This is a genomic window from Flavobacterium arundinis, from assembly GCF_038289855.1.
GTDB lineage: Bacteria > Bacteroidota > Bacteroidia > Flavobacteriales > Flavobacteriaceae > Flavobacterium > Flavobacterium arundinis.
Map to the genome: position 1 here is coordinate 322,719 of NZ_JBBYHR010000003.1, position 21,795 is coordinate 344,513.

The 21,795-nt window shown below is 42.4% G+C and carries 18 protein-coding genes and 4 tRNA genes; 5 read left to right on the top strand and 17 right to left on the bottom strand.

Going from position 1 to position 21,795, the window contains the following annotated elements; translation table 11 throughout:
* Positions 1-37 precede the first annotated feature (37 nt).
* The 8 genes from AAEO56_RS07125 to AAEO56_RS07160 form a co-directional block, all read right to left on the bottom strand.
* Positions 38-412, bottom strand: coding sequence for a hypothetical protein (locus AAEO56_RS07125; RefSeq protein WP_341696339.1), 375 nt, complete (start codon positions 410-412; stop codon positions 38-40).
* The gene (locus tag AAEO56_RS07130) at positions 409-1,023 is read right to left on the bottom strand and encodes an SCO family protein (protein ID WP_341696340.1); all 615 of its coding nucleotides are present in this window, start codon (positions 1,021-1,023) and stop codon (positions 409-411) included. The genes AAEO56_RS07125 and AAEO56_RS07130 overlap by 4 nt, the downstream gene beginning before the upstream one ends.
* 973 nt (positions 1,024-1,996) lie before the next feature.
* Positions 1,997-2,071: transfer RNA gene (locus AAEO56_RS07135), tRNA-Val, on the bottom strand.
* A gap of 82 nt (positions 2,072-2,153) precedes the next feature.
* A complete protein-coding gene (locus tag AAEO56_RS07140) occupies positions 2,154-3,368 on the bottom strand; it encodes a bifunctional folylpolyglutamate synthase/dihydrofolate synthase (RefSeq protein WP_341696341.1) in 1,215 nt (404 codons plus the stop codon).
* A 58-nt stretch (positions 3,369-3,426) separates the two neighbouring features.
* On the bottom strand, positions 3,427-4,653 hold the full coding sequence (locus tag AAEO56_RS07145) for a Glu/Leu/Phe/Val dehydrogenase dimerization domain-containing protein (protein ID WP_341696342.1): 1,227 nt from the start codon (positions 4,651-4,653) through the stop codon (positions 3,427-3,429).
* Positions 4,654-4,722: 69 nt separating this feature from the next.
* Complete coding sequence (locus tag AAEO56_RS07150; RefSeq protein ID WP_341696343.1) at positions 4,723-6,762, bottom strand: tetratricopeptide repeat-containing sensor histidine kinase; 2,040 nt, start codon at positions 6,760-6,762, stop codon at positions 4,723-4,725.
* A gap of 65 nt (positions 6,763-6,827) precedes the next feature.
* Positions 6,828-6,995, bottom strand: a complete 168-nt coding sequence (locus AAEO56_RS07155; RefSeq protein ID WP_341696344.1) for a hypothetical protein — start codon at positions 6,993-6,995, stop codon at positions 6,828-6,830.
* A gap of 180 nt (positions 6,996-7,175) precedes the next feature.
* The gene (locus tag AAEO56_RS07160; protein WP_341696345.1) at positions 7,176-7,994 is read right to left on the bottom strand and encodes a LytR/AlgR family response regulator transcription factor; all 819 of its coding nucleotides are present in this window, start codon (positions 7,992-7,994) and stop codon (positions 7,176-7,178) included.
* Positions 7,995-8,073: 79 nt separating this feature from the next.
* On the opposite strand from AAEO56_RS07160, the gene AAEO56_RS07165 reads away from it, so the two are divergent.
* The gene (locus AAEO56_RS07165) at positions 8,074-8,763 is read left to right on the top strand and encodes a response regulator (protein WP_341696346.1); all 690 of its coding nucleotides are present in this window, start codon (positions 8,074-8,076) and stop codon (positions 8,761-8,763) included.
* Here AAEO56_RS07165 and AAEO56_RS07170 read toward each other — a convergent pair.
* Positions 8,760-9,833, bottom strand: coding sequence for an anhydro-N-acetylmuramic acid kinase (locus AAEO56_RS07170; RefSeq protein WP_341696347.1), 1,074 nt, complete (start codon positions 9,831-9,833; stop codon positions 8,760-8,762). The genes AAEO56_RS07165 and AAEO56_RS07170 overlap by 4 nt on opposite strands.
* An 87-nt stretch (positions 9,834-9,920) precedes the next feature.
* Here AAEO56_RS07170 and AAEO56_RS07175 point away from each other — a divergent pair, with 87 nt between their 5' ends.
* From AAEO56_RS07175 to AAEO56_RS07185, 3 genes are all read left to right on the top strand, one after another.
* Positions 9,921-11,063, top strand: a complete 1,143-nt coding sequence (locus AAEO56_RS07175; protein WP_341696348.1) for an acyl-CoA dehydrogenase — start codon at positions 9,921-9,923, stop codon at positions 11,061-11,063.
* A gap of 407 nt (positions 11,064-11,470) precedes the next feature.
* A complete protein-coding gene (locus AAEO56_RS07180; RefSeq protein WP_341696349.1) occupies positions 11,471-11,800 on the top strand; it encodes a helix-turn-helix domain-containing protein in 330 nt (109 codons plus the stop codon).
* A gap of 65 nt (positions 11,801-11,865) precedes the next feature.
* Positions 11,866-14,280 (top strand): ATP-binding response regulator, encoded by a 2,415-nt coding sequence (locus AAEO56_RS07185; RefSeq protein ID WP_341696350.1) that lies wholly within the window; start codon positions 11,866-11,868, stop codon positions 14,278-14,280.
* Here the strand turns inward: AAEO56_RS07185 and AAEO56_RS07190 are convergent.
* The 6 genes from AAEO56_RS07190 to AAEO56_RS07215 all read right to left on the bottom strand — a co-directional run bounded on the left by AAEO56_RS07190 (position 14,277) and on the right by AAEO56_RS07215 (position 20,160).
* A complete protein-coding gene (locus AAEO56_RS07190; protein WP_341696351.1) occupies positions 14,277-15,617 on the bottom strand; it encodes a sigma-54-dependent transcriptional regulator in 1,341 nt (446 codons plus the stop codon). The genes AAEO56_RS07185 and AAEO56_RS07190 overlap by 4 nt on opposite strands.
* A gap of 129 nt (positions 15,618-15,746) precedes the next feature.
* Positions 15,747-16,049 (bottom strand): hypothetical protein, encoded by a 303-nt coding sequence (locus AAEO56_RS07195; RefSeq protein ID WP_341696352.1) that lies wholly within the window; start codon positions 16,047-16,049, stop codon positions 15,747-15,749.
* A gap of 172 nt (positions 16,050-16,221) precedes the next feature.
* Complete coding sequence (locus tag AAEO56_RS07200) at positions 16,222-19,467, bottom strand: T9SS type B sorting domain-containing protein (protein ID WP_341696353.1); 3,246 nt, start codon at positions 19,465-19,467, stop codon at positions 16,222-16,224.
* A gap of 383 nt (positions 19,468-19,850) precedes the next feature.
* A tRNA-Leu gene (locus tag AAEO56_RS07205) sits at positions 19,851-19,932 on the bottom strand.
* A gap of 55 nt (positions 19,933-19,987) precedes the next feature.
* A tRNA-Lys gene (locus AAEO56_RS07210) sits at positions 19,988-20,060 on the bottom strand.
* A gap of 27 nt (positions 20,061-20,087) precedes the next feature.
* Positions 20,088-20,160, bottom strand: a tRNA-Lys gene (locus AAEO56_RS07215).
* Positions 20,161-20,302: 142 nt separating this feature from the next.
* Between AAEO56_RS07215 and AAEO56_RS07220 the strand changes: the two genes are divergently transcribed.
* The gene (locus AAEO56_RS07220) at positions 20,303-20,818 is read left to right on the top strand and encodes a shikimate kinase (protein ID WP_341696354.1); all 516 of its coding nucleotides are present in this window, start codon (positions 20,303-20,305) and stop codon (positions 20,816-20,818) included.
* On the opposite strand, the gene AAEO56_RS07225 is transcribed toward AAEO56_RS07220, so the two are convergent.
* Both AAEO56_RS07225 and AAEO56_RS07230 read right to left on the bottom strand, forming a co-directional pair.
* Positions 20,815-21,306 carry a phosphoribosyltransferase family protein gene (locus AAEO56_RS07225; protein ID WP_341696355.1) on the bottom strand — a complete coding sequence of 164 codons (492 nt, stop codon included), beginning with the start codon at positions 21,304-21,306 and terminating at the stop codon, positions 20,815-20,817. The genes AAEO56_RS07220 and AAEO56_RS07225 overlap by 4 nt on opposite strands.
* 54 nt (positions 21,307-21,360) lie before the next feature.
* Positions 21,361-21,747: an RNA-binding S4 domain-containing protein gene (locus tag AAEO56_RS07230; RefSeq protein WP_341696356.1), complete on the bottom strand. Its 387-nt coding sequence runs from the start codon at positions 21,745-21,747 to the stop codon at positions 21,361-21,363.
* Positions 21,748-21,795 lie beyond the last annotated feature (48 nt).

Consider the following 21,795-nt stretch of genomic DNA (forward strand, 5'->3'; position numbering starts at 1 on the left):
GGGTTGAATTAGTTTAATAAATAATAAAACTGAAGTATCAGGCCATTTCGGGAGGATGGAATATCGAATATAGAAAACGGCTCGTTGCCAGCTGTTCTCTAAAAGGGGGGATTGTCCTGTGGTATATGTTCCGCGGCATTCCGGTGACAGAAAGCTGAGTCATCTCCTGCAGGTAAAGCTGCACTTCCTTTTCTTTAAGGTTCGGAAGCTTATGATCTTTTTTAGATTCTTTTTTCAGCTGGTCTGTAAGGTAGCAGGCACCGCGGCAGACCGGTATCGCATCAAAGCGGTTGATGCAGATATTCTCGGCGATAAAATCGCGGTTGATATAGAATGAGGCTACGATATAGGAATAGCTTGTGCTTTGCAGCACAAACAGCAGCATCATAGTATATAAGGCCAGCTTTTTCATTTGCTTTCAGGCTCTTGTAAAAGTTTTTCTATGTCGGATATGAGGCGTTGTGTCTCTACAGGGTTGGTGCCGTCATACACCCCGCGAATATAGCGATTTTTATCCACCAGTAAAAGTGCACCGCTGTGGACGTATCCTCCCGGTTCCTTGTCGTCGGGATACGCGGTAGTGAAATAGCTTTTAACAGCCAGTGAATAAATGCTGTCTTTGTTGCCGGTGACAAAGTGCCAGTTATTGTCAACGCCAAGATTCTCAGCATAAGCTTTTAGGCGCGGTATGGTATCATGCAAGGGGTCAATGGTGTGTGATAGAAATCCTATTTCGGAATTATCTCGATATTTTTCGTAGACTTTGAGCATTTCTACTGTCATTTTTGGACAGATCGTGGGGCAGGAGAGAAATATAAAATCTGCTACATAAATTTTACCTTCAAAAGTAGCGTTATTTATTATCGCACTATCCTGATCGGTAAAACTGAAATCCGCAATCTTCGGATATTGTAGTTTACCTTCTTTTTCTACTGGATTGCCTAAATAAGGAAGGTGCTCCTCTTCTTTAAAACAAGAAATAGCAACAGTAGCAATAATAGAAAGGAGAAATATTTTCTTCACGTTACAAAGTTAGCAGTTATAACTGAAAATCATTATTTGAGATATAATTATAACTCAAAAATCTAATGTTAGAACATGTGGAGGGAACCAAAGTCGACCTAATCCTTTATTGAAGGGCAACAGCATGCTGTGAATAAGGGTGCGGTAGGCAACAATTATTAGACTGTGAATACACGTGAAAACTTATGAAGAAATTTAAATGGTAATGCTGTATTTACTTAGCCGACCACACAATTAAAATGCTGCGGGCGTAATCAAAGTTTCACAAGACCTATACTCAAAAGCTACAATAGTTGCACTTATAAATGCCTCCCTGACATCAGGAATTCCTTTTACACTCAATCCTGAAAGGTGGATAATTTTTTTAGATACCCTCGCAAATCATGTCCTCTCTAAAACTTTCAAATATAATAATTTGGTTACGAATATTATACGAAAATTACAAGAGCCAAAGTAATATCCAATTTATGATACAACTTATATTTGAATCCCGAATATTTTTCAAAAGTGATACATGAAATAAGTGAAAACCGGTTTTATAATGGACTAATGAAATGGTAATTATGACCTCTAAGGCAATGGATAAAAGCACCGATATGATGGTACCACAAATAACAAATGAACTAAATTTTCCAAATCCTTCTTTTTTTGGAAACTACTTTGAAAAAAGATTGGAATGACACCCGCGCTATATAGAAACTTACAGCGTAAAATGCAATAGTCTACCAGAGTTTGTTGATTTCGTATTTTGTTCTTATATAGTATTGATTGGGGCATCGGCCGTCTAACAGAATTTTCCGGATCCGAGTTGCACCCTTCATAATTGTATTATATGAAGTAACTCGTCGTTTTATTAATGAGGGATATATCGAACACCCAAAAATATTAAAATAAATAATAAGAGATAATTACATTGCAAAAAAATCATTTTTAAACAAAAAAGATTATTGATTTCTCAATAATCTTTGAAGTGTGGGCGATGAGGGATTCGAACCCCCGACCCTCTCGGTGTAAACGAGATGCTCTGAACCAACTGAGCTAATCGCCCCAATATGTTTTGCAATCTTGTTCCGTATTGCGAGTGCAAATATAGGGCGTTTTTTGGTATTTGCAAATATTAAATTAAAAAATCATAAAATTTCTGCTACCACAAATGTGCTTCCCCCAATATAAATAAAATCATTTGCGGATGCATTGTTTAAGGCGCTCTCATAAGCCGCTGCAACCGAATTATATAGGTGGCCGTTCAGTCCGTAGCCTGCTGCTGCTTCCTTTAAAAGTTTTGCATCAAGCCCGCGCGGCACATTTGGCTTACAAAAATAGTACAGGGCATCTTTCGGGAAAAGCGGCAGGATATCGGCAAGGTCTTTGTCGTTTACAACACCAAAAACAATGTGCAGCGTGGCAAATTTTTGCTTTTGAAGCTGTGCCATCACGATCTTCAGGCCATGGCTGTTGTGGGCAGTATCGGCTATAGCTGTCGGATTGTGGTGTACCTGCTGCCACCTTCCAGCGAATCCTGTATTTCGGGCTACATTGAGCAGCCCATCCTCAATGTTCTTTTGACTTACGGGAAATTGTTGCTGTATAATGCTTATTGTTTTCAGGACAGCCTTCTTATTGTACTTTTGATAGTCGCCAATGAGGTCGGACGGATATTCTTCCATTACTTCATCGGAAGCAAAAAAGAGGGGGGAGTGCATAGCTTCGGCTTTTGCCAAAAACACAGGCCTGGTTTCGGGAGTATATTCGCCAATGACTACCGGCACACCCGGCTTTATAATTCCCGCTTTTTCCCCGGCAATTTCCTGCAATGTAGCCCCGAGGAACTGGGTGTGGTCCATCCCGATATTGGTAATTACAGACACGAGTGGCGTAATAATATTGGTAGAATCCAGCCTGCCGCCCATACCCACTTCGATAATGGCAATGTCTACCTGCTCTGCCACGAAATAATCAAAGGCCAGGCCAACGGTCATCTCAAAAAAGCTGAGTTCCTGCTCTTCAAAAAAAGGCCTGTTCTTTTCTATAAAGCCGGTCACAAATCTTTCCGGGATATCTTTCCCGTTGATCTTTATCCGCTCCCTGAAATCTTTCAGGTGAGGTGAAGTATAGAGGCCGGTCTTGTAGCCTGCTTCCTGTAATATGGAAGCCAGCATGTTCGATGTAGAACCTTTGCCATTAGTGCCTGCTACGTGTATAGCGGTAATTTTCTTTTCCGGGTTGCCCAGGTGTGCGGCGAGCAACAGGGTATTGGTAAGGTCTTTTTTATACGCCGAAGCGCCCTGCATTTGGTACATGGGCAGACGGCCAAACATCCATTCAACAGTTTCTTTATAGTCCATAAATCAAAAAAATGGCAGGGGTAGCCTGCCATTAAAATTACTATTTTTTTTAATATACTTATACCAGCTGTTTCAGGGCAATTTCAAATGCCGTAGCACTGATGCCAGTTTTGCTGCTGTTTTGTGCGTGTACTTTTTGTATTGCATTCCCTATTATAGTCGATGCATCGCTGAATATCGCATCATCGGTCATGCTTACTTTTTTCTCCATGAAATAGGCGAATACCCTTGCCATACCACAGTTAGAAATGAAATCGGGTATCAGGCTCACTTTGCTGTCGGTAGCTTCCATAATTGGGCCAAAGAATATTTCTTTGTCGGCAAAAGGAACGTTGGCACCACACGATATTACCTCAAGGCCCGATGCGATCATGCTGTCTATCTGGTCTTTGGTTACCAATCTTGAAGCGGCACACGGTGTAAATATTTCAGCGCCGATATTCCATATTTCAGCATTGATCTGCTCAAAAGGTATCATATTATCCGCTACAAGCTTGTTGCCATCCTTGTTTAGGAACAGTTGTTTTATTTCTTCAAAAGTGAAGCCCTCTTTATTGATAAGCCCTCCATCGCGGTCGATGATACCTACCACTTTCGCGCCCATCTCGGCAAGGTAGAAAGCAGCCGCCGACCCCACGTTTCCAAATCCCTGTACAATGGCTTTTTTTCCTTTAACGTCGCCTCCGTAAATGTTGTAATAATGACGTACAGCTTCGGCAACACCATAGCCCGTTATCATGTCGGCAACGGTGTATTTCCTGTTCACGTCAGGGGAGAAGGCAGGGTTCTCTATAACTTTCACCACACCCTGGCGCAGTTGGCCTATCCTGTTTATCTTATCGGCTTCACTCGGCTTGAAGTGCCCGTTGAAAACACCTTCCTGCGGGTGCCATACACCACACTCTTCGGTCATCGGGATCACTTCATGGATCTCATCAACATTAAGGTCACCGCCGGTTCCGTAGTAGCTTTTCAGTAATGGAGAAACCGCTTTATACCACCTTTGCAGTACGCCCTTTTTACGAGGATCGTTAGGATCAAAGTTGATCCCTGATTTCGCACCGCCTATTGCAGGCCCCGAAACCGAGAATTTCACTTCCATGGTTTTGGCAAGCGAAAGCACCTCGTTCATGTCAAGGCCTTTGCGCATCCTTGTCCCGCCGCCGGCAGCGCCGCCACGCAGGGAGTTGATAACGGTCCATCCTTCAGCTTCGGTTTCGGTATCTTTCCAGTTAAATATAATTTCGGGTTGTTTATTTTCGAATTTACTTAGTAAATCTTTCATTTTGTTGTGTTTTTATAAATCGGCACAAATATATAAAACAAATTTATGAGAATTCTGTATTTTTCATTTTTATCCTAACGGGAAAACCACTTCAATCGATGAGCCTTTACCCGGTTGGGATGTGATATTCAGGATGCCTTTAAGTGAATCGGTACGCTTGCGCAGGTTGCGCAGCCCGATACCGCCTTTTGCTTTTTCCGGCTCGAACCCAATACCGTCATCGGTAACAATTATGTTAAGGCTGTTATCGCGCTGCATGATCGCTACACCGGCAGTTTCGGCCTGCGAATATTTATTGATATTCTGGAGTGCTTCCTGTACGATCCTGTAAATATTAACCTTATAAGTGTTATTCATGGAATCCCAGTCTATTGCCGGATCAATTTCGGCATCAAAGCCGGTGTTGAAATTGTTCTTTTGGGAGGTTATCATGAATTTGAGAATGGTTCCAAAATCCTGTCCCTGGTTAAATATATCATTCCGGCTAAGGTCGTGCGAAACAGCCCTTATTTCACTTTCTACATTTTGCAGCTCCTTGATATATTCCTTTCGCTTTACGATAGATTCATCGTCTGCCTTTTTATTAATGAATTCAAGGTTTAGCCGCACCGCGTAGATGTTGTTGAGTATGCCGTCGTGCAGTTCCATGGCTATGCGTGTCTTTTCTTCGGTACGGGCAGACTCAATATTGGATTGCTGCTCAAACATGAGCTGGTAGATCTCTTCGCTCGCTTTTTGTTGTTCCTGTATTAGCAACAGCTCTTTGTTCCGGGAATTAAGGTAATAGATTATAAATATAGCGGCGACAAACAGCAGTACTATAATTGATGCGCCCATTATGTAGCTGTTTTTCCTGTCGAGGGCTTCCTTTTCATCCTGTAGTTTGTCGGTTTCATATTCTATCCTGGCAAACTTTCCCCTGTTGGCTTTGGCAGTTTCCTGCAATGCCTCGCTTACCTGTATGTACTGCTCTGCATAAAAAGGACCGTCTTTAAGGTCAATATCGGCTAATAGTTTGGTAGCATTCAGTATATCGTCGGCGCTTTTTATTTTACGGGCGCCGTCATAGGCAAATTTTAGGTACATTATTGCCCGTGCCGTATCGCTCCGGCCTGCAAAATATTCTCCCAGGCTCAGGTTGCTGGCTACAACGCCGGACCGGTCTCCAATACTGTCCCTGAGATGCAGTGAGCGGTAGAACATGTCCGGAAGTCCTCTGTTGTCTCCCGACTTGAATTTCACATAGGCCAGGTTGTTTAGCATCATGGCATACAGCGAAGGCTCTATCACTCTTGTATCAATTCCCGGGAAAGCCTCTTCGTAGATGCGGATAGCATCCTTATAATCTTTTTGCTTTATATACACCCGGCCCATATTGTTGTAACAGTAGGCCTTGTAGTTGGAAATAATATCGTCGGGATAGCCTTCTTTCCTGAGATTATCAAGCTGTGCCAACGCAGTACGGTAATACTTTATAGCTTCGGGGAAATTACCTTCGCCCAATAGTGCACTACCTATCAGGTTGTTACATTTGTAAATATCTATTGTGCTGTTTTTTGCCTCAAGTAAACGAAGCGCTTTAATAGCCTCGCTTTCACATTGCACATACTCGCCAATATTATAATAGATATAGGCCTTATACAGCCCAATTTCTCCTGTAAGGCTTGTATCATTGATGTCAATGTAAAGTTTTTCTGCCTGGGAGTAATAGAAAAATGCGCTGTCGTTATTGTTTTTTCCGGAAAAATTTATTCCCGAAAAATACGCCGCTTTGGCCATCGTAAGCGAATCTTTAGCCTCGACACCCATCTTGTATACTTTATGGCTGGTACGTAATGATTTATCGTATTTGTAAAGATCGTAATAGGCTACAGTTGCCCTGCGGTAAAAGAAGCGGGTAATGGAGTCGTTATCGTACGAAGAGAAAATACTATAGGCAGAGTCTATACTGGCCTCCCTCACTTTGGGGTCGGCAGCGATATCTTCACCTTTCTCAAAAAGTTTTTCTATGATTTGGGAACTGCCTGATGCATTGCCTGAAGATCTCTTACAGGCAAATACTAAACAGCATAGAAAAGCGGCAAGCGCATAAAGTTGGTACTTATTCAAAATTTTTGAGGCAATAGTGTTCGACTATTGCCTCAAAAATAATATATTTTTATCTGATAAACCAATTATGGTTTTGGAGTTGTAGGTCTTGGAAGGCCAACATCACCATTACCCGGCTGCGTAATCATATTGTCTGCCGATGTATCAGTTAGTGCGCTGTCGTCAGTTGAACAAGAAACAGTAGTAGCTCCAAGGGTTGCAACCAGAGCGATAGTAAGTATGAACTTTTTCATGGTAGTAAGGTTTTTTATAGATGTTTTATAATTTATTTTTTGAATAACTCTTAATAGTGGTAGTGTTATACATGGGCAAATTTAGGCGGTATTATTTACCAGCCACAATGATTTGGCGCGCGTTTAGTGAATGGTATAGCTATGCGAGTAACTGGACGGTTCTAAAGGGTAAAATGCGTTTTATAGATACTCGGGTGCTATCTGCCGGATAATCGTGTCAATATTATCCTTGAATGTCTTAGAGAATGACACTGATATTTCATTGTTGTTAAGGTAACAAAGCTGCTTTCCTGTATTTATCCTGGAAATGTAAATACAGTTTACAATATAGCTGTTGTGTATTCTGAAAAAAAATGGAGGTAAGTTGTTTTCGTAGTGCTTTAATGTTTTATAAGCGGTAAATTTCTTCCCGTTTACGAGGTAAAAGTCGGTAGTATTATTGTCGGCCTGCAGATATAAGATGTCTTTTAGCGCAATAAACTGATAATCCCCATATGATTTTATGCATATCTGGATATCTACTTCAGAGCGTTGTGCTTCTCCCTGCGACAAAATCTCCTGCAAACTTTCTTTATCATCTTCTATAACAGGATGCTGCTGAATGTTTATAAGATGGCGTGCAATGTCTGATTTTTTGAATCGAAAAAGGCTTTTCCGCATCTCTATAGAGGGGACAGGATTTAATAGATAATCTGAAACACCATGCTTTAATGCTTTAAAAGCGAAGGAATCGCTTTCGGCCATTACTATGAAATAGGGCAAGTGGCTGATGTATCGGTGTAATTCGGTTATCAAATCAAGAGAGATGTGATTTTTTCCCTTTGATGGTAGTTCTAATATAACCAGTTGTGGTTCCAGCCCAATAATAAGGTTTACGGCATCATCGTTAGTTACTGCCTTGCCTACGCAGTAAAATTCGTTATATCCTCCCAACTCTAACATTATCGCATTTACATTAGCCTCGCCTGGGGCTATAACAACATAGGGATACTGTACCAATTACTATTAAAATTTATTAAAGCAAGATAAATAATTTTAAATTATTATTTTTACTAAACAGTTTTTAATTTTTCTTCTTTTGAATACACCTGCCCGCAAAAACCTCAACATACTCATTGTGGATGACCATCCAATGACGGTCAACGGATATATAAATGTTTTATCCGATGAAGATTTTGAAGGTTATAATTTGATCTTTACGAAAGCCCTCGATTGTGAGCAGGCCTATAATTTGATTACCAGTGCAGAAGGCACCGGTAACCCCTTTGATATTGCCTATCTGGATCTGAGCCTTCCCCCGTATGCTGACAAAAATATTTTTTCCGGCCTCGACCTTGGCAGGCTCATCAGGGACGTTTTGCCCAACTGCACTATTATAATACTTACCATGCACAGCGAGGCATCGCTGATAGACAGGCTTATAAAAGAAATAAACCCGCAGGGCATATTATGTAAAAGCGATATTGACATTGACGAATTCCTTAATGCCTTTAAGATCATTTTTTCAGGGGATACTTACCTGAGCAGTAAAATAGTAAAATCGCTAAAGGATAAAGTATTCGATAATTATAACCTGGACAGCTATGACAGGCAGATACTCATGCGCCTTAACGAGGGTATACAAACCGCGAACATCCCTAATTATATACCACTTTCCTTAAGTGCTATAGAGGAGCGAAAAGCCCGTATGAAAAATATGTTGCTACAGGGAAGGGGAGGGGATGAGCAGGAACTTATTGAGGCCATAAAAAAGATGGGTATCCTTTAAGGAAGGTATATCCTGCCGGAACTATGGTCGGTTGCAGCACCCGTAACACTACCCAGTACATTGACCTCATCTCTTAATTTTAATACGCCAAGCAATGCAAAGATCAGGGCCTCCTTATATTGTATGGTCGTATCGTCCGGCAGATATATAAATGAAGTGGGTAATAACTGTTTCATTCGGTTTATAAGGAAGCTGTTGTAGGCGCCGCCGCCGGTTACCAGCAATCTGCCATTTTCGCCTTTTTCCCGTATCACCTCAGCGATGCGCATAGCAATATGCTCTGTAAACGAGCGAAGCTTGTCTTCTGCCGGGGCATTATATTTTTCCATCAGCGGAAGCACGACTTCTTTTACAAACTCAAAACCAAGCGATTTTGGATAAGGCAGGCTATAAAATTCAAGGGCATCAAGCGCTTTTAAAAGTTCTGTGATTATTTTGCCGCTGGCGGCCAAAGTACCGCCGTCATCATAATCCCTTCCAAGCTTGTTGGCATAATAATTCAATACCGTGTTTACAGGGCAAATATCAAAGGCAATCCTGTTCATTCCTTCCTCGAAAGAAATGTTGGAGAATCCGCCGAGGTTAAGGCAGTAGGTGTATTCGCTAAATAGCAATCGGTCGCCGATTGGTACCAATGGTGCGCCCTGCCCGCCGAGCTCCACATCCTGTACCCTGAAATCGCATACTGTCTTGTGTCCGGTCAGGGTGGCTATTTCCGGAAGGTTGCCTATCTGTAGTGTAAAGCCTTCCTGCGGCCTGTGTTGTATTGTATGCCCGTGGGAACATACAGCATCGATGCCCGCCAGTTTATGCTCCTCAATAAAGCTGCTGATGATGCCTGATAATAGTAATGTGTATTCTTTATTTAGTGATTCCAGCTGTTCAGGTGAAAAGTCGACTGCCAATTTTAGCCGTTCTACCCACGCAACGGTGTATGGTACTGTTACCGCTGCACCAATTTTAAAGGCCCATTTGGCATCATTATGCGTTAAGGAAACATGGGCAAGATCGACTCCATCAAGCGAAGTTCCCGACATTACAGCTACAACGTTATAGTTTTCCTGTTTCATGGGGCTAAAATTAGGCAATCGTCTTGAAAAATCCACATTTAATAGTTACATTTGGGCGCACAAAAATAAAAAACTAATTTAGTAATTATGGATTTTAAACTTACTGAAGAGCACCTGATGATCCAGAAAGCGGCACGTGACTTTGCACAGGCCGAATTGCTTCCGGGCGTTATAGAAAGAGATGAAAAGCAAATGTTCCCTACGGAGCAGATCAAAAAAATGGGAGAGCTGGGCTTTCTCGGCATGATGGTCGATCCTAAATATGGCGGCAGCGGACTTGATACGATTTCTTATGTGCTGGCTATGGAAGAGATTTCTAAAGTAGATGCGTCGGCATCAGTAGTTATGTCTGTGAATAATTCACTTGTATGCTGGGGCCTTCAGACTTTTGGAAGTGAAGAACAAAAGCAAAAATACCTTACCCGCCTGGCAACAGGGGAGATAATAGGCGCTTTTTGTTTGAGTGAACCGGAAGCAGGCAGCGATGCTACATCACAAAAAACCACTGCGGTAGATATGGGCGACCATTATATTGTAAACGGTACTAAAAACTGGATAACCAATGGCAGCACGGCCGATGTGTACCTTGTTATAGCACAAACCGATGTAGAGAAAAGGCACAAAGGCATTAATGCACTTATACTGGAAAAAGGCATGCCTGGCTTTGAGATAGGGCCAAAAGAGCAAAAGCTGGGTATCCGCGGAAGCGACACCCATTCGCTGATGTTTACTGATGTGAAGGTTCCTAAGGAAAACAGGATAGGCGAAGACGGCTTCGGGTTCAAGTTTGCCATGAAAACACTTTCCGGTGGAAGGATAGGTATCGCATCGCAGGCATTAGGAATTGCTTCAGGCGCTTACGAGCTTGCACTGAAGTATTCTAAAGAACGCAAAGCTTTTGGTACCGAAATATGCAACCACCAGGCTATAGCCTTTAAACTGGCTGATATGGCGGTACAGATAGAGGCAGCACGCCACCTTTGCATGAAAGCGGCATGGGATAAAGATAACGGAGAAAATTATGACCTTAGCGGTGCCATGGCAAAGCTATATGCTTCTCAGGTTGCAATGGATACATCTGTTGAGGCAATACAGATACATGGCGGTAACGGCTATGTAAAAGAATACCACGTAGAAAGGTTTATGCGCGATGCCAAGATCACGCAGATATATGAAGGCACATCGGAAATACAGAAGATAGTCATTTCGAGAGCCATCCTCTCACAATAATAAAAAAGCCCACGCAAAGCGTGGGTTTTTTATTAGTAATAAAAACTCATTTTGTTGTTTTGCCGTTAATAGTTCTAATTTAAAAATTAACTATTAAAAAATAACTATATATGTATTTTTTACCTGACTTTCAACGGAGAAAACTGCATTATATCGAAAAAATTGCTTTTACGTTTTTAAGTCCGATTCTTTTATTAAATTTATAAAAAATTACTAAAAACAGTTACTTGATAAGAATTTTCTAAACAATAAAAGCTTTGAATGAGAATACATACAGCCGGTTTACTATTTAATAACCGATTGAAAATTTTTATGCCGGGGCTTGTTTTTGAATCCTGTAAGGTAACTTAGAAAATATTTAAAATTTACATAAAAGCACAACTGAAAATCTACTAAAAACTACTACAATGAATGTAATTGGACAAAGAATCAAAAATCTGAGGGAGGAGAAAGGTATCACACAGGAAGCTATGGCCCTTCATCTTGATGTCACCCAAAGCAACTATGGGCGCCTCGAAAAAGATGACAGAAGGCTTAATGTGGTGAAGCTTTTGAAAATTGTACGAATATTGGACGTGAATATAGCCTATATCTTTAATGAGCCTATGAATCCGAATAGTGCAGTTTTCAGCAGTTCTAACAAGGAAGTATATGATATACTGGTTGAAAGCCTGACTTCTGAAATACAACACTTAAAAGATGAAATAAACTTTTTGAGGGTTATGGTAAGAAGCTAGTCCGGAACTCATACTTAAAACCTTACTGTACCGTTCTATTAAGATGATAAACCCGGGTTTATAAGATGGTACAAAAACCAAAAGCGGTCAAATATAAAGTTATTGCCGGCTATGTGCTTTTATTTGCTATAGCCGTTTTTTCCGTATGGTTTCTTTACAGCGAGATCATACGCATTGCGATACCTGCGCAAACCGGCGAAGATAATAAAAACATCATCAGGATAAGCAATACGATTGCCGACCTCTATGCTTCTGAAGCTATAGGGAGGAGTTCTATCCTGACAGGCTCTCAAAAAGACTTTAACCGGTATAAATTGTTGATCGATAGTATTAACAATGATATTGAAGCTATAAAGGCCAATGTAGAGAAAAGCCAGATACCCAAGTTTGATTCTATACAGATGCTCCTGGCCCGGAAAAAGCAGAGTATTACCGATATCAGTCTTTACCGTAAAAAATACGGACAAAAGGATGCCCTGAGCCTTTCTATCGAACGCATTTATAATTCCAAGGATTCCGTTTGGGATAAAATAAAGCCGGTAAAATCTACTAAATCATACGAAGCCAAGCGGCTCATCTATTCTGCGCTTCCGCCAAAAATGCTGGATTCCCTGAGCAAGCTCCCGGTTTCTAACGATTCGCTTGCCATTATTTTCGACAACGTGCTGACAAACGTGCTTGTAAAAGACAGGAGGCTTAAAAATGTTCTTAACAAGAAAGAGCAAAAGCTGCTTGATGAGAACCGTGTTATATCCGACCAGTTGAGGGCGATACTTGCCTCAGTAGAAAAAGAATTTATCGAAAAATCCTATGCCCGTATCGACCAGTCGCAGCTGGCCATATCCGGAACCGTAAAAAAAATGACATGGGTAGGGGCTGTAACGCTTTTCCTCCTCATTGTTTTTGCCTGGATCATTATTCGCGACCTTACTACCAACCAAAACTACAGGAAGCAGCTGGAACTCCTCAATCATGAGAATGAAGAGCTTTTGCGCACCAAATCCATGCTTATGGCTACTGTGACGCACGACCTGCAAACGCCATTAGGCAGTATTATCGGGTTTCATGACCTTATAAAAGAGTCAGGGATAACGGCTAAACAGGGGCAATACCTGGGTAATATCAGGCAGTCTGCAGATTATATACTGAAGCTGGTAAACGACCTGCTTGATTTTTCAAAGCTTGAAAATAACCGGATTGCCATAGAGAATTCGGCATTTAATATGAAGAATGTCATCGAAGGTACCTGCAGGGCACTCGAGCCGATGGCACAGAAGAAAAATATCGAACTCAATTGGGATATCGATGACAAGCTTGACAGCAATTACATTTCCGATCCTTACCGCATTAAGCAGGTGCTCACTAACCTTATCAGCAATGCCATAAAATTTACCGGCGAAGGCTCTGTAGAGGTTACTGCAAAGATACAGGGGTTTGATATCCTGATCTCCGTTCTGGACACCGGTATCGGTATAGCGCCTGAAAAACATGGCGATGTATTTAAGGAATTCACGCAGGCCCATGCCGGCATCGAAAAGAAGTTTGGCGGAACGGGGCTGGGCCTTACGATCTCGAAAAAGATACTGGAACTGCTCGATGGTACCATAACTCTCGAAAGTGCCGAAGGGCAGGGCTCTATCTTCACTATTTCGATTCCATGCATTGCGGCAAAGGGCAATCCGTCGGACGCGATACCCATAGCTACTAAACAGGATACTCCCGCATCATTAAAACATAAAAGAATACTGGTTGTGGATGATGACAGTACACAGCTTACCCTGATGAGTGAGCTATTGGGGAATTATGTTGCAGCGGTAAGAACAGAAATAAATCCTTCAGCGCTTGAAGCTACCCTGGAAAATGGAAATTTTGATATGGTGCTTACTGATATACAAATGCCTTCTATAGATGGTTTTGAAGTGTTGGGCAGGATAAGGCAGCATGCCGACCCTGCTATTGCAGCGCTGCCGGTAATTGCATTGTCAGGCAGGAGGGACCTTAGCGCAGATGATTTTGTAAGCAGGGGCTTTACCGCGCACCATCCGAAACCGGTACAGTTTGAACAGTTACTCGAACTATTGTCAGTAATTTTTGAAAACAATGTACCTGTCCCAATTTCAAAGGTTGAAATGCCAAAGGTTTCCGGTAAATTATACGACCTGAAAAGCCTGTCGCAATTTACCAATAATGACCCTGAATCTCTCAGGACTATAGTACTTACGTTTATTGAAAGCGCAAAAACCAATTGTGACGAGCTATTAAAAGCAGTACAGATGAAAGACGCGCAACAGTTGTCAGCCACAGCCCACCGCATGATACCGATGTTAAAGCAGATGGAAGTACATTCACTGGCAGCATTGCTGATGCCTCTTGAAGATAAAAATACCGGGTTGGGGTGGCTGGAAATGGAAAGCTATGTAACGAAAATTTGCGAAGCGGCAGAAGCATTGTGCAATGCCCTGGAAAAGGAAGTAGCCTAAAGGTCGATGTTGTACAGCTTCAGCTTATTATAAAGCGTTTTTCTGTCAATATCAAGCAATAGGGCAGCTTTCGATTTATTATAGTTCGCCTTTTCGAGCGCCTGGCGTATTGCCTCTTCCTCATTGTTTTTCGAATATCCCGAAAGTGAGCTTTCAGCCTTTGAGGCCTCCTGCATTTCGGGCGGAAGTACATCGATATGGATAGTACCTGATTTTTCCAGCAGTACCGAACGCTTGATAATGTTTTTCATCTCCCGGAGGTTTCCCGGCCAGCTGTAATTTTTAAAAAGTGTTGTCACTTCCTCATCAAAGCCTTCAATATCTTTTTCGAGGTCATCATTTGCCTGAGCCAGGAAGTGGTTGGCAAATATCATAATGTCCTGCTTGCGGTCTGAAAGCCGTGGCACCTTTATACAAAATTCATTTAGCCTGTGGTACAGGTCTTCCCTGAAATCGCCGCGCTTAACCGCTTCGGCAAGATCTTCATTAGTCGCAGCCACAACGCGTATATCTACCTGGACTTCGTGGTTACTGCCTACAGGTTTTATCTTGCGTTCCTGCAATGCCCTTAGCAACTGCACCTGTACTTCATAGCTCAGGTTACCAACTTCGTCAAGGAATAGTGTGCCGCCATTAGCCGCTTCAAAATGTCCGGTCTTGTCGTTTATAGCGCCAGTAAAAGAGCCTTTTATATGCCCAAAGAATTCGCTTGATGCAAGTTCTTTCGGTATGGCGCCACAATCAACAGCAATGTAGGGCTGTGCCGCTCTTTTGCTTTGCGAATGGATGGAGTGCGCGATGTGCTCCTTGCCTGTACCGCTGTCGCCGATGATAAGTACCGACATGTTTGTGGGGGCAACAAGGGAGATATGTTCCTGGAGCCTTGCAGCATCGCTGCTGATGCCTTTTACAAATGGCAGCCCGGAGGATTGCTTTGCCTGTTTTTTTTCAGAACCGGGAATTTTTTTACCTGATTTTTTATTCAGTGCGAGCCCTATGGTGTGGAGTATTTCGTCGGGATTAATTGGTTTGCCTACATAATCAAAGGCGCCGAGCTTCATTGCATTTACGGCGGTTTTTATATCAGTGTAGCCCGTCATTAATATTACCTGGGTGTCCATCGCTGTTTCCTTTACCAGCCTGAGTATATGCAGGCCATCGCTGTCAGGGAGGCGAATATCGGTAAGGACCACATCAAAAACCTGCTTTTTAAGCGCTTCTTCCGCCTCCTGTGCCGTGAATGCATTTACAACTTCAAATCCTTTTTTTTGAAGGAATGTCTTAAGCATTACGCAAAAAGCGGTATCATCGTCAATGACCAGGATTTTAGAAATCATTAGCTAAGGGGAATATCTGCAAAGGTAATAGTTTTGAAAGTTTTAAAGTGTTAAGAAAAACAAAAGGAGATGCTTCCATCTCCTTTGCCGAAGAATAAATTCTTCAATCACCTTACTATATTCTTTTTTCTATTTCATATCATCTTTAATAAAATCGCCGGTATTTTTATAATAGGCAGTTAGCATTCGCCTGTCCCGTAACAGCACCAGCTTGTATTCGCTTTCACACTCTTCAGACGTGTACGCCCCAGAAACAGAATAGCCGTGATATTTATCGGTTATTTGTTTTAAAATGGCGATAGGTACATCGGTTACATCAATTTTCTTGTACCCTTGCTGCGTCATCACGATACTATTTGCGACACATTCTGCAGGGCAGGCATTTGCACTTAGTACGGATAGAAATGCTATGGCTGCTGCTATGTTTTTCATAATACCTATTTACAAGCTTATAAATCATTATGAAATAATCGTACCATTTAGAGAAAGAGCCTGTTTTTAAATTAAAATCCTGTATTTCAGGATATGTTATAATATTGACGCTTTGCGTAAAGTGTGGAATTTCTACACTTGAGTGTGGAATTTCCACACTTTTTTGGCGGTTTTAGCGTATCATCGAAAAATGCCCCCTGTGCTCTTTACCATCAATGCGTTTTACCAAAAACCAGTAATCGGTAGAAGGCAGCGCCCTGCCATTGTACATCCCGTCCCATCCTCTGCCTTTCGGATCAATCTGGGCTATGAATTTCCCATACCTGTCAAAGATAAAGATTTCCATTGCTGGCTCAAGTTTCGAATACGGTATCCGCCAGGTATCATTGATGCCATCGCCGTTCGGGGTGAAAAATTTCGGGTAATTGAGAAGGTAAAATTCATAGCGCGTAATCCCGCATCCGTTCTTGTCCCTTATAAATAACAGGTACACACCGGTTTCTAATCCATCAAAAACAGGGCTATCCTGATATGTTATACCGTTAATGGAATATTCGTAGCTGCCAGTGCCACTTACCAGGATTTTTATAGAATTATTGTTGTCGGTCCAGTCGGCGGTTTCAATATCCAGAACGGTTGCAGCTTCCGATGGATTTACAGTGATATCCCTTGTGGTTGCGCAAACCGTACCGTCATAAACATTTGCCACAGTTACCGTATAAATCCCGGGTGTTTCAACTACTATAGAACTTGTATTCTCCCCGGTAGACCATTCATAACTGTCATAACCCGGATCGGCAGAAAGCGTTACAGAACCTCCGTCCACACACACATAAACCTCCTCGTCCATAGTGAGTTCCGGATATTCTGAAACCTGCAGGCCAAAAGATACCACATCATGGCAAATGTTTATGAAATTATGTACCAGCCTTGCATAGATAATTTGCGGGTTGCTCGTGTTGGTATGCAACAAAGGCAAAGGATTTACGCCTGCATCGGCATCTTCCTGGCTTATATGATAGGTTATGGTATAGGCATTCGGGCTTTGATCCTCAAGTATACCTTCATTTTGCAATGAAAGGTCAAACACGAGAGATTCCGGCTGGCCGGGCTCTATGCATTGCAGCATTCCGCCCGGATCGTGTGCATGTGCGAGTTCCGGAAGCAGGTTAATGTTTTCCGTCCTGCGGCCTATATGCCCGCAGGCATCTTCCACTACAAACTGGTAGGAGCCGGTGGCAAGGCCGGAATAGATACTGTTGGTGCCATTATCCAGGAAGAACGGCATACCATCCTTACTTTCAATACGGTAATGCAAAGGGGCTTGACCTGTGGCCTGCACTAAAATATCATCAGTATTTTCAAGGCACGAAACATTGTATATGTTTTCAATATTAACACCATCGTAGTAATTGAACTCTCCTAAAACCTCAATGCAAATTTTTAACGATGTACCGTTACCAAAGGTCTCAAAGGCTTTCAATATCCTGAATTTCCCAAAATAAAGCAGGTTTACTGTGGTTTGATTATTTTCGAGAGCAATTGAGTTGGCGCTTTCCGGCAGGGCGCCTTCGGTATAGGCTACCCCGGTATCCGGGTGGATCCATTGCCCGGGAGCATTAGGGTTTTCCATTTGAAGCCAGTACTCCGGTGTCCCTGAAGATGTATCGTTGTCGAACATTTCGATATTGAATGAGCTGCAATTCGGATCAAATGAAAAAGGGATACCGCCCATAGGCAGGTAACCGGTTACAGTAACCGACACGGTTCTTTGGATCCCACATATATCGGTGCCACTAAAGGTGTAATTTCCTGCCGGGAGGTCATCCATAAAAAAGATACCAGCCGTGCTTATGCTTGTGGTCACGTCAAGAGGGAGCGTCCCCTCAAAGGCAGCAGGAGCATTGGTAATTGATAAGGCGGTGAGTTTTCCGTTACCGCTTACAACCCTTACCGCGCCAATACCTTCACGGCAATCGGCCATTGCCAAAGCGGTAAAGTCCTGTTCTACAAACGGTGGTACTTCTGCAGTAACAACATATTCCGTACCGCATTCATCGATAAGATGTAAAGTGTAAGATCCTAACGGCAGGTTGGGTACTACGAGTGTACCCGAGCCATTTATAAAGGCTGAAACATTACTCGGAAGTGCAAATGTATAGGCAACAGGGGCAGCGGTTATTTCGGCAAAAACAAGTTTGCGGTCAGGGACGCTCGCTATGATGCGTCCAAATAATGAGAAACAGCCATTGTTCCTTCCGCTTACTGACGGTTCCGGTATTATTTCCTGAACGGTAAAGGAAACCGTGCCGGTCCTGCCACATGCGTCCGTTACCGTTACAGTATAGTCACCTTCCGGCACTGGCATACTCTCACCGCCAAATGCAACAGGGCCTTCGACAAAAGGGCCTGGGTAGGCGGCATTGAAAGCGGCAGGATTGAACCCGGCGGGCATTTCTGAAAAATTGAACGTAAAAGGAGGCATATAATGCGCTACATCAAGCGTAAGGTAATAATGCGCACAAGGCAGGGGAGGTAGCGAATAGGTTATTTCGGGTGCCGGGTTTACCGTCATGCCACTGTTGCCAAACTGAATTCCGCAACTGTTGGTCACAACAAGGTCATACGTATAGGTTTCGCCCGCAGCAACCGGAAATTCATTGACAAATTCCAGGAATGAAGGTGCGCCGTCGGTAAAATCCATCGTCACAACCTGTGCCGGTGCCCCACCAGGTGGGTGTATGGTATAAGTCACAGTAATCGGATAGCTGATAACAGTGCCTTCGGGATAGGTAAGGGTATTTGTGATGGTGACCGAATCGCAATCGCCGCTGTATACATCTTCAAGGATTGGCTGGGAGAGTTCAGGTTCGCCTGGATCGGTCAGCAATGTATAGGTGGTGACTACGGCCTGTCCGCAATTATTAAAAACCCTTACATTATATTGCCCTTCGGGTAGGCCGTCAAATGTATTTGAAGTTTGTAAAGGCCTTGTTACCGGCCCGGATATAATTTCGTACTGCGCTGCAATTCCTGTTAGTGTAGTAATTACAAGCTGTCCGCCCACCGAGCATTGATGGCTAGAAGAGCTGATAGTATATGTTAGTGGCGTTATTTGGTTCTCAATCGTCACTACCACCTGTTCTGTACTTGTTTCGATACCAAGTGTCTGTAGTGCAACAATGGTGTATGTCCCTGCACTCAATCCGTCTACCAATACATCGGCAGAAGAAGAAATAGGGACATCAAGGTCGGGATTATGGTAAACTGTAAATAAAAATGTGGCACCGGGCACAGTATTCCCTGTAGAGAACGATAGTGTGCCGTTACCGGGGCAGGTTTCATTTGTAAAAGCGACATTAAAATCAAAATCTGCAAGCTGGGCCTTTGACACAAAAGCGCTAAACAGCATACACATGATAAGTATAATTTTAATGTGACTGTGCTGTCTGCTACCGTACGGCAGAAAAGTTTGAAAAAACCTCATGCTACAATTATTGAGGACATTATTAAAAAGAAATACAATCAAAAACCATACTAAAATAGTGTTTCTATTTGCTATTTAACTAAAATGGACTACATTTTTTTAAAGAATTATTATTAGGAGCTAAATATATTATTTTTTAACTAACTAATTATTATATAAACATTTATATTAGGTAAAACCCTAACAAAAAAATGAAAATTGGGCATCTTTTTGTAGGAAGGCGATAAAAGATAATTAGAGTTGCTTAATGAATATGAAAAGGCATAAAAATATAAATCGCAATCATCTTAATTACTGATGATTGCGATTCTAAGTGACCACGATGGGATTCGAACCCATACGCCTTGCAGCACCACCCCCTCAAGATGGCGAGTCTACCAATTTCTCCACGTGGCCGGTAGTACTTTAAATAAAAAAAGTTAAGCTTGCATAATGGCGGCTTAACTTTTTGTGACCCGGCTGGGATTCGAACCCAGGACCCCATCATTAAAAGTGATGTGCTCTACCGGCTGAGCTACCGAGTCGTAGCATTAGGAAATATAAGGTTTTTGTGACCCGGCTGGGATTCGAACCCAGGACCCCATCATTAAAAGTGATGTGCTCTACCGGCTGAGCTACCGAGTCATTATTTTGTACCTTATTTCATTCCCTGAATGCGGGTGCAAATATACGGATGTATTATTAATTATTCAAAGCTAAATTATTATAAATTTGAGTTTTTTTTTACTAAATTATTCAATGCCTTAATTTATAAGGGCTTATTACTATGAAAAAGATACTACTGTGCGGATATATGGCTTCGGGCAAGACAACAATTGCCCGTTTATTGGGTAAAGCATCCGGCATGCCGGTTCTCGATCTTGATGAGGTTATCGAAAAAAAGACAGATAAAAGTGTTTCCCGGATTTTTGCGGAAGACGGTGAGATAACATTTCGCAGGTTGGAGCATGACAATCTGAAAGCACTGCTTGAAAATGAAAATGGTTTTATCCTCTCCCTGGGAGGGGGTACGCCGTGCTACGCCAACAACCACCTTTTTTTACAGCAGGATGATGTAATATCGGTTTACCTCAAAACGGGTATTGATGAGCTTGTAAAGCGTTTACGCCAACAGGGAAAGGAAAGGCCGTTGCTTGAAAAACTGCCCGATGATGAATTACACGAGTATGTTGCAAAGCATCTATTCGACAGGAGCTATTATTACCATCAGGCAAAACATGTAGTTGTAACCGATGGCAGGTCGCCTGAAGATGTCATTAACCAGATCATGAGCCTGTTTTAATCCAGGTAAGCATATTGCTCATCATCTGTAAGTACCACCTGTACGCGCTCCCTGAGTGATGTTGATAGCGACAGGCCTTTGAAATCGGCTTTTACCGGGTATTGCTTGTGGTTGCGGTCTACCAGTACCGCTGTCTTGAATTTTTTTAAAGGCACCTCAAGAAAATGCTTTACACCATATATGAGCGTTGTGCCGCTATTGAGCACATCATCTACAAGTACCAGCGCTTTATTGGTGTATCCTTCCGGGGGAAGTGACGTAAGTACTTTTTCCAGCGGCTTCTCTTTGTTCAGTGTTACTTCACACAATATGACTTGTAAGGGCGCTATTTTTCCCAACTCAGCGGCTATCATTTTGGAGAAAAGGTAGCCATTACTGGCAATTCCGGCAATTACCACTTCGGTCTCATCAGGAAATGTCTCATAGATCTGGTAGGCAATTCGTCTGGTTTTATGTGCTATTTCCTGTTGTGTGAGTATGATATTCATTGTTGTTGTTGTGTATTGTCTAAGGATAAATAAAAGTGTTGTCTGTACAGGTTTTTATTCGAAATCAGGGTCATCAATATCATCGCCATAATCGTCCAGGTCGCGTCGGTCTTTTTTAGTTGGCCTTCCGGTACCTTTAGCGCGGTAATGCTCTTTTGTAAGGCGCAACATCTCAAGGTGCTCAAAAGATTCCGGAGGGGTTTCATCCTTGCGGTAGATATCCACCAGTTTAGGGCCTACGCGGCTTTTGGGTATGTCCAGTACCGACAGGATATAATTGATCTGGTCGCGCCGCACAGATATCTTATCCGAAGGGAAAACATCCCTCGAAGCTTTTGCCTGTTGTCCGTTTACGGTAACATGGCCTTTTTGTATCGCCTGTGTGGCAAGGCTGCGGGTTTTGTAGTAGCGCGTGCACCACAAATATTTATCGATCCTCATACTAATTCTTAAAAATCATTGTTATAATGCCATACAAAAATAAATGAA